General features: G+C 40.7%; 13 protein-coding genes. 2 read left to right on the top strand and 11 right to left on the bottom strand.

Translation table 11 applies throughout. The features are described from left to right. Positions 1-137: 137 nt before the first annotated feature. The 10 genes from IEY53_RS24950 to trxB all read right to left on the bottom strand — a co-directional run bounded on the left by IEY53_RS24950 (position 138) and on the right by trxB (position 8,541). Entirely contained in the window at positions 138-569 is a 432-nt protein-coding gene (locus tag IEY53_RS24950) for a MarR family winged helix-turn-helix transcriptional regulator (protein WP_229696339.1), read from the bottom strand. A gap of 103 nt (positions 570-672) precedes the next feature. Beyond that, positions 673-2,358, bottom strand: coding sequence for a dihydrolipoyl dehydrogenase (gene lpdA / locus IEY53_RS24945; RefSeq protein ID WP_189029839.1), 1,686 nt, complete (start codon positions 2,356-2,358; stop codon positions 673-675). A gap of 59 nt (positions 2,359-2,417) precedes the next feature. Further along, a complete protein-coding gene (locus tag IEY53_RS24940; protein ID WP_189029837.1) occupies positions 2,418-2,858 on the bottom strand; it encodes an OsmC family protein in 441 nt (146 codons plus the stop codon). Between the two features lie 302 nt (positions 2,859-3,160). Further along, the gene (locus IEY53_RS24935; RefSeq protein ID WP_189029835.1) at positions 3,161-3,676 is read right to left on the bottom strand and encodes an OsmC family protein; all 516 of its coding nucleotides are present in this window, start codon (positions 3,674-3,676) and stop codon (positions 3,161-3,163) included. A gap of 62 nt (positions 3,677-3,738) precedes the next feature. Further along, a complete protein-coding gene (locus IEY53_RS24930; protein WP_189029833.1) occupies positions 3,739-4,467 on the bottom strand; it encodes a DsbA family oxidoreductase in 729 nt (242 codons plus the stop codon). Positions 4,468-4,491: 24 nt separating this feature from the next. Continuing rightward, positions 4,492-5,151: a carboxymuconolactone decarboxylase family protein gene (locus tag IEY53_RS24925; RefSeq protein WP_189029831.1), complete on the bottom strand. Its 660-nt coding sequence runs from the start codon at positions 5,149-5,151 to the stop codon at positions 4,492-4,494. Between the two features lie 63 nt (positions 5,152-5,214). After that, positions 5,215-6,267 carry an NADH:flavin oxidoreductase gene (locus tag IEY53_RS24920; protein ID WP_189029829.1) on the bottom strand — a complete coding sequence of 351 codons (1,053 nt, stop codon included), beginning with the start codon at positions 6,265-6,267 and terminating at the stop codon, positions 5,215-5,217. Between the two features lie 64 nt (positions 6,268-6,331). Next, on the bottom strand, positions 6,332-7,075 hold the full coding sequence (locus tag IEY53_RS24915; protein ID WP_189029827.1) for an NADPH-dependent oxidoreductase: 744 nt from the start codon (positions 7,073-7,075) through the stop codon (positions 6,332-6,334). A gap of 43 nt (positions 7,076-7,118) precedes the next feature. Beyond that, positions 7,119-7,460, bottom strand: coding sequence for a thioredoxin family protein (locus IEY53_RS24910; protein WP_189029825.1), 342 nt, complete (start codon positions 7,458-7,460; stop codon positions 7,119-7,121). A 151-nt stretch (positions 7,461-7,611) separates the two neighbouring features. Beyond that, a complete protein-coding gene (gene trxB, locus IEY53_RS24905) occupies positions 7,612-8,541 on the bottom strand; it encodes a thioredoxin-disulfide reductase (protein WP_189029823.1) in 930 nt (309 codons plus the stop codon). Between the two features lie 483 nt (positions 8,542-9,024). Between trxB and IEY53_RS24900 the strand changes: the two genes are divergently transcribed. Continuing rightward, positions 9,025-9,693: an ArsR/SmtB family transcription factor gene (locus IEY53_RS24900; protein WP_189029821.1), complete on the top strand. Its 669-nt coding sequence runs from the start codon at positions 9,025-9,027 to the stop codon at positions 9,691-9,693. Between the two features lie 109 nt (positions 9,694-9,802). Here the strand turns inward: IEY53_RS24900 and IEY53_RS24895 are convergent, their stop codons facing one another. After that, positions 9,803-11,161 (bottom strand): 6-phospho-beta-glucosidase, encoded by a 1,359-nt coding sequence (locus IEY53_RS24895; protein WP_189029819.1) that lies wholly within the window; start codon positions 11,159-11,161, stop codon positions 9,803-9,805. Positions 11,162-11,321: 160 nt separating this feature from the next. Between IEY53_RS24895 and IEY53_RS24890 the strand changes: the two genes are divergently transcribed. Further along, a complete protein-coding gene (locus IEY53_RS24890; protein ID WP_189029817.1) occupies positions 11,322-12,290 on the top strand; it encodes a LacI family DNA-binding transcriptional regulator in 969 nt (322 codons plus the stop codon). The last annotated feature ends 106 nt before the right edge of the window (positions 12,291-12,396 follow it).

The following is a 12,396-nucleotide window of genomic DNA, read 5'->3' as shown; positions in this document are numbered from 1 at the left end:
ATCAATAATGTCCTTCTCTTAGGTTTTGAAAGATCCTAAGAATAACCGAACAAAAATATACTCTTTCGTATTCAAACAAAAAACGAAAGAGTACATTTGTCTAAAGATCCATTCAAGGGCAACGTTTCAGATCATCGCTATTTTGTATTTTCAACCATAATACTCAACACATGTTTGAATGTCTCAAGATCGTCCTTGGAAATACCTGCGATTGTATCGTTTTTGAACTTTTCGGCAATTGGCATTAAGTCGAGACATACCTTTACACCCTTATCAGATAATTCTAACTGCTTGACCCGTTTATCTGAATTAGTAGCGGAGCGATATATAAGCCCATCGTATTCCAGTTTTTGAAGCAAACGGACCACACTCGGTTCTTTAATCGACATTTCTTCTGCTAGTTCTCGCTGGGTAATGGATTCTTGAATATAGATGTAATACATAGCGATCCATTGGCTCCTGGTGATGTGGTAGGGACGAAACTCTTTCTCCAATGCTTCTGCAAAGATTTTCCCACTACGGTTTGTGACAAAAGCAAGGCAATCCTCTAAATTAAACAATAGACACACCAACCAATCCCAACAGTTTTATCTCCGTGTATTTCTCCTCTATTCGTAATATGATAGCAAACATTTCACTTTTTGTGAAATGGTATGGCTACATCACCGTGTTTCATGCTTGATGTAGCGCCCCAATGCTAAAGCCGAATGCAGCTTCATGAATCACTTCTCCCGTAGTCGGGTGAGCAAAAACGGTGTGCATGATTTGTTTCTCCGTCAGCCCATTGGCAATCGCAAGCGTTAAGCTACTGATCAGGGATGACGCATCGGGACCAATAATCGCCCCTCCAACTATTCTTTGTGAGCGATTATCCTTAATCAATTTAATAAAACCTTCCGGTTCATTCATTGTTAACGCCTTACCATTGCTGGCAAAGGAAACCTTGCTCACGCTGTAATCCATCCCCTGCTGCTTACATTCATCCTCTAATAGACCTACACTAGCTATTTCAGGTGAAGTGAAAATCACGTTCGGGATTGCCGTATAGTGCATGCCTCCCGATTCGCCTAATATCCCATCGATAGCTGTAGTACCTTGATGTGAAGCAACATGGGCAAGCTGCATAATATTTGTAACATCGCCTATCGCATAGATATGATCGACGTTTGTACGCATGTGTTCGTTCACGGTAATGCCTCGTCCACGTTCATTGAGCTGAATTCCGGCTCGTTCAACCTCCAAGCCATCCAAGTTAGGCTCACGTCCAATAGCCACCAACACTTTCTCACTAACGAGCAGGTGCTCGCCTTGGGAATCCTCATAAGTTACAATCGCTTGTCCTTCGTCAGCACGCTGGACTTTGACTACCTTCGAGTTTGTATGGATATGAATCCCTGCTTGCTCCGCCGAATGTTTAATTTCTTCAGAAATGTCGCTGTCGACCATGGTCAACAGTCGGCTCATAAATTCGACTACATGCACTTCAACACCCAAATAACGATAGATGAAGGCAAGCTCCATGCCAATGACACCCCCGCCGATAATCGTGATGCTCTTCGGCAGCTCGGTGCATGCAAGCGCATCAGTGCTGTTCATCACAAAAGGAAGATCGATGCCAGGAATATTGACCTTGGAAATTTTGGAACCTGTAGCTACGATGATGTCGTTCGCTGAAATATGGTAGTGGTTCTGCCCTTTTACACTCACTTCATGTGCGGATAAGAAAGAAGCTTGCCCGCGGATAACTTCTATATTATTCTTCTCCATCAAGTAGTCAATCCCGGAAATTAACTTTTCCTTGATTTCATCTTTACGACGAATAATCTGCTTCATATCGACCTGAAGGTCTGTTCCTGTGTGGATACCAAATAAAGACGATTGTTTGACATAGTGACAAACTTCAGAAGATTTAACCAGTGATTTGGTTGGAATACAACCTACATTTAAACATGTACCGCCCAATTCTTCCTTTTCAACTAATGTAACTTTAATCCCCTTCTTGGCGGCATAAATGGCGGCCACATACCCACCTGGTCCTGCTCCAATAATCAATAGTTCAACTTTCTTAGCCATGGCTGGCTGATCCATGCCAGCAGGCTGCGCTTCAGATAATGCAGCGGTGTCTTCTTCTGCGGTTTCCAATGTAAACAAAACTTGGTTGGAGGAAATTTCTCCACCTTCTTCAAAAAGAATGTGGCTGATGGTCCCCTCTGCGGTCGCTGTAATTTCTCGATTGCCTTTTCCCGTCTCAACCTCGACGAGTAGGTCTCCGATAGAAACCTTCTCCCCTAGCTGTACATTGATTGTTCCTGCTTTTCCTTTTTTTCCCCCAGCAATCATTGACATTTTAATTTCCATGATGTTTATGCTCCTTCACAACTAAAAAGCGTAAAGCCGCGCCGCTTTTAGCGAATAGTTTAGTGTCTGACTACACCTGATTGTACCAATTTAACCCCGTTCGCCAAGCAGTCTCCAACAGGACAGGTCTTCTCAATGAATGCCGCAAAAGCTTCTGCTTTTTCCTGGCTTTCGGTCGTTTTGAAGTGCATTACAAAACGAATTTCCTGGAAACCGCTTCTCACATCTGCCAGCCCCATGAACCCATCCGGGTCTAAATCCCCTTCAAGCTCAACGTACAACTCTTCATACGAAAAGCCATACCCATCCGCAAAAGCAGCAGCAACGATGGACTGACATGCTCCCAGCGCACACAGTAGTGCTTCGACTGGATTCATTCCTTTATCTGTTCCACCAAAGTCTTCAGGTTCATCCATCAAGATTTTAAAACCTCTGGATTGAGCCTCAACCTGCAAACCTCCTGGCAATTTTGTAGCAGTAGCTTTAAATGTAGTTAACATAATATAGCCTCCATTTTTGTTTTGTGAAAAAAATAACTTACCCTCGTGAAAATAGTAACAATCTTTTTGTCTAAAGTCAATAGTTAGCTAAGTAAGTATTTTAAAAAAGCCCATTATGGAATTACATGAACTCTCTTCCATAGTAATTCTTTTCAAACCGCTTAAAATGAAGGTCATTTCGGGAGCGAGACCAGCACGCTTCTATGTAGTTCTAGGGTCCTAATATTCTAAAAAAAGTAGACATTATGCAATGTGTTTCTCGCATAATGTCTACGGTTCTAGCAAAACAATCAAGTATGGTTTTAATTGTTAAGTGTATACGTCGAATGCACTTTAACGTTTCTTTCAATGGTGTTTCTCACAGGTGATATTTCTATGGCTTTTGCAATCAACTTTTCAACCTGCGCTTCATCTGCGTCACTGTCCACATTGAAACGAACGTTTATTTCATCAAACCCGGAATTCCCTTCTCTTAAGCCAAAGAAAACGTTCAGATCTATTTCGCCAGTAACATCAACTTCCAACGAATTCACTTTAATACCCATACCACTTGCTGTTGCAATGAATCCAACACCTACACAAGCGCCAAGTGCACTTAACAAAAGCTCAACCGGATTAGGCCCTTTTCCAGTTCCGGATAGCCACTCTGGTTCATCAATGGGTACCGGCTTATAGTCCCCAACCTCGGCCTCCGAGTAAAACCCATCTTTCCATTTTACTGTGGAAGTGAAACTTGTAATCGCCTCATCAGGGTTTTTCTTATATTTTTCTGCTAAGCTTCCGAGCATATTCACATCTATACCGTTCATTTTACCCATGTATAGGACTCCTCTATTTTATATTATTCATAGACCAATCTTAATTGAATCCTCGCGTGTCCTTATGACTTTTTAGGCGGGATCGCACACCCTTCATCAGTACATAGTCCTTCACTAGATGTTTCATCAGAAAGAATTTCAAACTTAGCCACCGGATGCTCTTCTTCCCAGACTTTCTCCAACACTTGAGAAAAAGACCCTATCGGCTGTGCCCCTGAAACTGCATATTTTTGGTTGAATATAAAGAACGGTACCCCGCTAATCCCAACTCGACGAGCTTCATCTTGATCATTTCGTACTTGATCTACATAGAGATCCTTATTTTTCAATACGCCAAGGGCGTCTTTTCTGTTTAACCCAACCGCTTCTGCAATGTCGGCCAGTGTATCATGATCTCCTACATCCTTTGATTCCGTGAAATGAGCAATAAGTAATTTTTCATTCAACGTTTTTTCTTTGCCATTCGTTTTTGCCCATTTTAATAAACGATGAGCATCCAGTGTATTTGTAGGTTTAAGAGTATCTAAATGAAAGGATAATCCCACGTTCTTGGCTTGTTGAGTTAAGTGGCTAAGAAATTCTGTCGCTTGATCTCTTCCACCAAACTTAGAGGTTAATTTTTCTACAAAACTTGTCCCATCATACGAAGAAGCTCCCGGATCAAGCTCAAAGCTTTTGTATTCAATACTTATTTCATCTTTATACGGTAGTTCTTCTAAGGCTCGCTCCAGATTTTGTTTTCCAATATAACAGAAAGGACATGCGATGTCAGACCAGATTTCAATTTTCATGTGTCTACCCCTTTTCAGTTTTGGTTATTCGTCAAATGCAACCAGTGCATTTACTCCATGAGCAAGCGCGGAACCAGCTTTCAAAGCAGTAGCTACCATAATCGACTCTGCCAGTTCTTCTTTGGTAGCTGCGGCTTTTTTGGCTGCTTTCGTATGAATATCAATGCAATACGGACACCCAGTCGTATGGGCAACCGCAACCGCAATCAATTCTTTTTCCTTGCTACTGAGTATGCCGGCTTTCAACGCCTTCTGATCAAAAGAACCAAAGGCTTTAAACGCATCACCGCTTAATTGGGTAAACTCTCCCAGTCGATTGATATAAGATGCACGGAATAACTCGTCGTCTTCGGTTCCATCATACGCATTTAAAGCATTAACGCCATGAGCCATTGCCGAACCAGCTTTGAGGGCGGTAGCAACCATAATCGATTCTGCCATTTCCTCTTTCGAAACACCATGTTTCTTAGCTTGTTTCACATGAGCCTCAATACAATAAGGGCATCCCGTGGTGTGGGCTATAGCAATTGCAATCAGTTCCTTGAATTTCGCTGTAAGCTTACCTTCGGCCAATGCTAGCTTTTCAAAGGATACGAACGCCTTAAATATTTCTGGAGAAAGTGAGTTGAATTCTCCAATACGTTTAAAATTCGATTTTTTAAATAAACTGTCCTGATGATTCATAGATAGCCCCTCTATTCATTAGAAATTTTTGTGTACGCTTTTTCATAGATACCTAAACGCCGTTTAATACAATGTGTTCAATGCCTCACGCGTAAACGGAAGCAATTCTTCTGTTCGTCCATCGCGGATTTTGTTTACCCAATCAGGGTCAGCCAATAATGCACGTCCGACTGCGATGAAATCGAATTCTTCACGTTCTAATCTCTCGATTAAATCACCCATCTTGTTGGCTTTGCCATTAGCCTCTTCCCCGGTAGCAAAGAAATCAACGAAATCAGCGCCCTCAAGTCCGACAGACCCAACTGTAATTGTTGGTTTCCCTGTCAGTTTTTTTATCCATCCTGAAAGATTCAACTCAGATCCTTCAAACGCTGGTTCCCAAAAGCGACGAATAGAGGCATGAAAGATGTCAGCGCCTGCATCAACTAATGGCGTTAAGAAACGTTTTAGTTGTTCTGGAGTTTCAACTAATTTTGCTGTATAGGCATCATATTTCCACTGTGAGATTCGTAGCACAATTGGAAATTCTGGTCCAACAGCACGTCGGCAAGCTGCGATGACCTCACTAGCAAAGCGCGTGCGATCGACTAAGTCGCCACCGTATTCATCGGTACGCGTGTTTGTTTTTTTCCAGAAGAATTGATCAATTAAAAATCCGTGTGCCGCCATAATCTCGATACCATCAAAACCAACTTTTTTAGCATTGGCTGCTGCCTGCTCGAAGGCTTCAACCAATTCTGTAATTTCTTGTTTAGAGTAATCATTGACGTTACCGCGTGCACCCATGTGCCATATTTGTGAGAAAATTTTACCACCGACCTCGTGGACACCATCTACCACTCTTGACCATCCGTTTAGCGCATCTTCCCCATATATGTGTGGTACGTTCTCTTGATCAGATACAACATCACGATGATTGATGAATGTACCCTCTGTTACAATAAGTCCTACACCATTTTCAGCTCTACGACGATAATACGCAGCGACATCCTCCCCCGGCACTCCATTTGGAGAAAAGTTGCGTGTCATTGGTGCCATCATAATACGATTAGATAGTTTCAAATTCCCTATTTCGAATGGTTTGAAAAGAGCTTCAACTGACTGAAAATTATTCATAAAAACCTCCAAGTTTTATCACTGAATATGCTACAATATCTAATGTTTATAAAATGAACTGAAATTACTTGAAATCGAATCCCTGCTGCTCCAACATTTTTCTCACTTCAGGAAAATAAATGTGGTTATAGAAGGAGGATACTTCTTGACTCCAACCTCTTGTTTCTTTTCCATTTGTACGTTTATCCATGTAGCTAGAGATCGTTTGATCATACTCCTTAATAAGGCCTTCTAAGTTGGTGTCGTACCGTTCTTTATGCCAAATTGCTTTTTGTGGTAACCGTGGCTTCTTCGCAGAGAGATCAGCAGGATGTCCAACAACAAGACCACTTACTGGAAATACATATTCAGGAATATCCAGTAATTCAATTAATTCAATCGGCTGGTTTCTAACTCCTCCAATCGGTACAATACCTAGATCTAATGATTCAGCTACAGCTATCGCATTGCCCATTGCCAGTCCAACTTCAGTCGCTCCTACTAAGATCGATTCCACACTTTCGGTAATAACCAATTGTTCCTCGTTCAATTCTGCTGCAATTTTCGCTCTAAAAAAATCAGCACAAAACAATAAGAACACTGGAGCTTGTGCTACCCATGGCTGGTTTCCAGTCAATTCAGCGATTTTTTCTTTGGTTTGTCGATCCTCAATACTTATCACAGACACTTGCTGCCCATTAATAGAGGAAGGAGCTGCTTGCACAGAATTCATGATAAGTGTCAGTTCTTCTTCGCTGACCTTTTGATCCGTGTAACTACGGATAGATCGGTGATTCATTAAAGTTTCATACAGGTTATTCTTATTCATAGTGTTGAACATCACCTTCCTTTGGTTAATCCAATTTTCGATCTTATGAACGTTTGTTATATACCTCAACAGCACTTTGCAGAAAATGTTCAATCTCTTCGCGTGATTTACGGAGCTTGTTGACATATCGAGTAAGCTCTTTACCGTCGGCATAGGCTACAAAGCTTGGAATACCCATGATATTTTGTTCTTCACTCACAGTGCCAACATTATCTACATCCACCTCAATGAGATCCAGATCATTCATAAATTTTTCTTCAACTTCAGGCATGAATGGATCAATGAATTTGCAGTCGGGACACCAGTCTGCTTTAAAAACAGCAACTGTAATTTTTGGTGAACGGATAGCTGTATCAAATTCAGATTTAGAAGTAACTTTTTTCATTTTAGTATCTCCTTTTAGTAAATAAGTTAGTTTTTTACCATTCCATTTGAACCCTCGTACCTACGGGCATTTTTTCAGCTTGTTTTTTGATCAGACATTATAATATGAACCATTCCCATTTTTTCAATACTTGTGATTGTCCCTAAAACCCTTAATTATTTTCCAAAGAATCAATAAACTTTTCGCTATCCATGGCCGCCATGGCTCCAGTTCCTGCAGCAGTAATAGCTTGACGATAGCGAGTATCCTGTACATCTCCAGAAGCAAACACACCTGGAATATTTGTCATTGATGTTCCGGGTACTGTGACAATATAGCCATTCTCATCCGTTTCAATTTGACCTTTTAAAAAGTCAGTATTTGGATGGTGGCCGATGGCTACAAATACACCACCTGCATCCAGGATTTCCTCTTCGCCTGAAACATTGTTCCGGACTTTCAATCCTGTCACTCCACGCTCTCCCGCAATAACTTCAAGAGGGGTCTTGCTTAATGCCCAATCAATTTTAGGATTTGAACGAGCCCGATCTTGCATAATTTTTGAGGCTCTCAGTTCTTCTCGACGATGTACCACGGTAACTTTGGAAGCAAATCGTGTTAGAAAGCTAGCCTCTTCCAATGCAGTATCGCCTCCACCCACTACAATGAGTTCCTTATTTCGAAAGAAAAAACCATCACAAGTGGCACAAGTACTAACTCCCCGGCCTACATTTTCTGTTTCGCCTGGTATTCCTAAATATTTCGCACTGGCACCAGTTGAAATGATCAGAGTTTCAGTAATGATTTCTCCTTTGCCATCCACTTCCAGTCTAAATGGTCGTTTTTCCAAATCTACTGTCTTTACCCAACCGTTAACAAATGTAGCCCCAAAGCGTTCCGCTTGTTTACGCATATTATCCATTAATTCGGGGCCCATGATACCTTCTGGAAATCCAGGATAATTCTCAATTTCAGTTGTTGTTGTAAGCTGTCCTCCTGGTTCAAGTCCTTCAATGACGAGCGGATTCATATTTGCACGGGCCAGGTAGATCGCTGCGGTCAATCCTGCTGGACCAGTTCCGACAATTACAGATTTATACATATTCTATCCCTCCAATTTATTAGTTTTTACAATTGCTTATGAACAATGTTATTTAGTATTCAATTGATTAATTGAATTATAGCATTAGAAACTCTGTTCGTCAACACTTGGTGAGAAAATGACTATAAATGAGACACGCATTGCAGAAAATTATATTCGGGGGCGGATGTTTGACTAATCTTTGCATAATGAAAAAAGCCGACAGAGCGCAATTGCAGTGTCAACTTTTTTTGTGAGAGTTTATGTTTCATAGTATTCCCTATAAATTTCATCTGGTTATATCCTTTTGACTTGACTCCACTCGGGAGGTTCATGTTAAAATTTTAATATTCAATTGAATGACCATAAGAGTAAAATCAACTTTTGAATATCTATATTATTAAATTGCCTCGTTAGAAACTGTGTTTTATACGCTTCAGTCTGCATGAATTGAAGTTGGGGATTTCCGTTTTTATAATACAAAAAGAATAGAGGTTGACAATAATGGAGGAAGAACTAAACTCTGCAAAAATTTTTAAAGAAGATCTATATAAACAATTGGCCAGAATCGGGAAATGTTTGTCCAGTGATAAGCGCCTTGAGATCTTGAATGTACTATCCAATGGTTCTAGAACCGTAGAAAAAATAGCTACCTGCACAGACATGAATATTGCGAATGTATCCCGCCATCTTCAAGTTCTGCTCGATGCAAAATTGGTTAAATTCTCGAAAAAAGGAACATACGTGATCTATTCTTTGGCCGATCCTGAAATCATCGAATTCCTTTCCGCTTTATGGCGAATCAGTGAAAAACAACTTCCTGATATCAATAGGATGAAAGATGATTTTCTAAACAATCTTGATAACGTTCAAACGCTTACGATGGATGAGGTTAGAGAAAAGATTAATAATGATTCAATAATTTTGGTGGATTTACGTCCTAAAGAAGAGTATGAAATGGATCATATTGCAGGAGCAATTTCGATACCAATGGAGGAGTTAGAGGTATTCATAAGAGAGATACCGAAAAATACAGAAATCATCGCATATTGCAGAGGTCCACTGTGTGTCTACTCAGCTCTGGCCACACAAAAATTACAATCTGAAGGGTTCACAGCTTTTCGAATGGAAGAGGGCTTGAGTGAGTGGCAAGAACATTTTCAGATACATTAAGCTGACTTCTTAGAACAGACGATGAACAATTAATTTCTCTTATTCATGACTAAAGGACTTCAAGACCAATATTAATTGGCTCTGAAGTCCTTTTTAGTGAAGACAAATTTTAAAGCAAATTGGCACCTTTTAGAATATTATCTTCTTTTCGATGAAACTGCGGTAAATACTGTTTATGAGCCTCAAGTAATTCATCCAACAAAGCTTTGGCCGAGTCACCGCTTTGAACCAGTGGATTGGACGTAAATGCTTGCAGCGCCGTTGCATAGTTTCCCGTAACTGCCGCTTCAATCGTTAATTCCTCCATGGACTTCATTAACTGTAATAATCCTCGTTGTGCAGGTGGAAAAGAACCGAAGTGAATAGGCTCAGCACCATGGGAGGTGATCACACTGGTGATTTCAATTGCACTTTCAACTGGCAGATCATTGATCGCTCCATTATTGCGTGTACTTACAACCATCTGGGTTCCTTTGTTGTTATAAATGGAGTTAATGATCTCACAGGCAGCATCACTATAGTAGGCGCCGCCTCGTTTCTCAAGTTCTTCTGGCTTATGATCCAAATTTGGATCTTTGTAAAGTTCGAACAGACTCTCCTCTAATCGTTTTACCACTTGTCCACGAGTCCCTTCTCCCTTCGCTTCTTCAAGTTCCTCTTGGAGCATCGCATCTGTCATGTAATAGTACCGGTGATATGGGCATGGTAGCATGTCTAATTGGACAAGTTGTTCGTGTAGGAATCGCATGTTTTTAATATTTTCAACGATTCTCTCTGATTTCGCATCAGGACCATACAATTTATCGATCGCTTGACGGGTAAGATCTTGGCCGTTGTGTCCATAAATCTTATGCCAGTGCAGATGATTAATCCCCGCGAATTTAAAAAATAAAGTATCTTCATTCTCTTCGAGCACTGCAGATTCATTTTTGACAGCCACAATGGGGACATTACACAATCCAATGACTTTCTCCCACATTCCATAACGAAGAACTGCTTCAGTGACCATCCCTGCAGGATTCGTGAAGTTAATCAGCCATGCATTTGGACAAAGCACTTTCATATCCTCAACGATCTCTAGAATAACTGGAATGGTCCGAAATGCTTTTAGCATACCCCCTGCCCCATTCGTTTCCTGTCCAATTAATCCGTATTTATTGGGTATCGTCTCATCTTTGATCCTTGCATCCATGTGTCCTACTCGCAGTTGAGTCGTTACAAAATCTGCACCCTTCAAAGCTTTCTGTCGATCAAGTGTCAAATGAATTTCACAATCAATCCCTGCAGCCTTTACCATACGTTGAGCCATAGCCCCGACAATCTCAAGTTTTTCTCTGCCTGCTTCAATGTCGACTAGCCATAACTCTTTGACTGGAAGTTCATGATATCGTTTGATAAATCCTTCCACCAATTCCGGTGTGTAGCTTGAACCTCCACCAATAGTTACAATTTTCAGACCTTTTTTCATTCTGATTCCTCCTAAAATGAATTTAAAACTATATGTGCACTGTAATTTATGTAATGCATTACATGTCAAGCATAAAAAATCTGCGCTCGGAATAACTGCCTTTTCTGCTTTGTGGGTGCTTAGAATACATGATATGCTTTCTCATAAGAGGTGGTTAGAAGTGGCGAATATTCAAGAGATTGCTCGCTTAGCGGGAGTATCCACAGCAACTGTATCACGAGTAATTAATAAACACGGCTATGTCAGTGATTTAACCAGACAAAAAGTTTTAGGAATTATCGAGGAACTTGATTATGTCCCCAATGCAAATGCGATCTCTCTAAAAAAAGGTGAAACTCGTCAGATTGGAATAATAACGATCTCCTTTAGTCCCATTATTATTAATTTTGTTCGTGCATTCACTCTTTTTGCTGAGAAAAACGGATTTATCATCACTCTTTTTATTACGAATGGAGAACCTGAAAAGGAGCTTATCGCCCTGGAAATGCTAAAACGGAAGCAATTAGATGCTATCGTGTGTTTGATACGGTCCAATGAATGGGATGTCATCGAATCCTATGCCCGGTATGGCCCCATTGTGATATGGCAACGTCTTCAAAACAAAAATCTTCCATCTGTCTTTATGGAACAATTCCATGCCTATTGGACAGGTCTTGAATATCTTCATTCCAAAGGTTACCGAAAAATACTCAGCATATATCCAATGTCCAAAGGACTGAATACAAAGGAACGCATTCGTGCCCATTCAGAATTTGTTAAAAAACACAATCTTATGGCGTATTCTTTTCCTCATTTCGAAGACAAAACTTTAGTGCGTGATGGGGAGAAGCTTGCTAAATGGTGGGTATCGCAGGAAGTCCGGCCTGATGCTATTTTTTGTGCCAATGATGAAGTGGCAGCTGGTCTTATGACAGCCCTTCGTCGATTGGGATTTTCCATTCCAGGTGATTTGGGGATTATGGGCTTCGATAATACGGAGGTGGCTCACTTGCTCGATATAACAACGATTGACTATCCTATCGATCAGCAAGCTGAGAATGCATTTATAATTTTGCATAACAAGTTGAATAACATCAAAAACAAGCTAAACACTTTAACATACAGGTTAGTTGAGCGAAGATCGACATAACGCAGTATCTTATACACGTATTTAGTAATTCCTACAGTACAATAAAAAGGGGCTGTCCCAAAAGCCATGGAATGGCTGCTTGGGACAGCCCTTGTCTTTGAGTAAA

This window comes from Paenibacillus albidus, assembly GCF_014644435.1.
GTDB classification, from domain to species: domain Bacteria; phylum Bacillota; class Bacilli; order Paenibacillales; family Paenibacillaceae; genus Paenibacillus_AQ; species Paenibacillus_AQ albidus.
This window is presented reverse-complemented; position numbering and strand designations above follow the sequence as displayed.

Bases quoted from the DNA above. Each gene is read 5' to 3' on its own strand.
- IEY53_RS24915 (WP_189029827.1), bottom strand. From the start codon at position 7,075: ATGAATAAGAATAACCTGTATGAAACTTTAATGAATCACCGATCTATC.
- IEY53_RS24940 (WP_189029837.1), bottom strand. From the start codon at position 2,858: ATGTTAACTACATTTAAAGCTACTGCTACAAAATTGCCAGGAGGTTTG.
- trxB (WP_189029823.1), bottom strand. From the start codon at position 8,541: ATGTATAAATCTGTAATTGTCGGAACTGGTCCAGCAGGATTGACCGCA.
- IEY53_RS24920 (WP_189029829.1), bottom strand. From the start codon at position 6,267: ATGAATAATTTTCAGTCAGTTGAAGCTCTTTTCAAACCATTCGAAATA.
- IEY53_RS24895 (WP_189029819.1), bottom strand. From the start codon at position 11,161: ATGAAAAAAGGTCTGAAAATTGTAACTATTGGTGGAGGTTCAAGCTAC.
- IEY53_RS24910 (WP_189029825.1), bottom strand. From the start codon at position 7,460: ATGAAAAAAGTTACTTCTAAATCTGAATTTGATACAGCTATCCGTTCA.
- lpdA (WP_189029839.1), bottom strand. From the start codon at position 2,358: ATGGAAATTAAAATGTCAATGATTGCTGGGGGAAAAAAAGGAAAAGCA.
- IEY53_RS24925 (WP_189029831.1), bottom strand. From the start codon at position 5,151: ATGAATCATCAGGACAGTTTATTTAAAAAATCGAATTTTAAACGTATT.
- IEY53_RS24900 (WP_189029821.1), top strand. From the start codon at position 9,025: ATGGAGGAAGAACTAAACTCTGCAAAAATTTTTAAAGAAGATCTATAT.
- IEY53_RS24930 (WP_189029833.1), bottom strand. From the start codon at position 4,467: ATGAAAATTGAAATCTGGTCTGACATCGCATGTCCTTTCTGTTATATT.
- IEY53_RS24935 (WP_189029835.1), bottom strand. From the start codon at position 3,676: ATGGGTAAAATGAACGGTATAGATGTGAATATGCTCGGAAGCTTAGCA.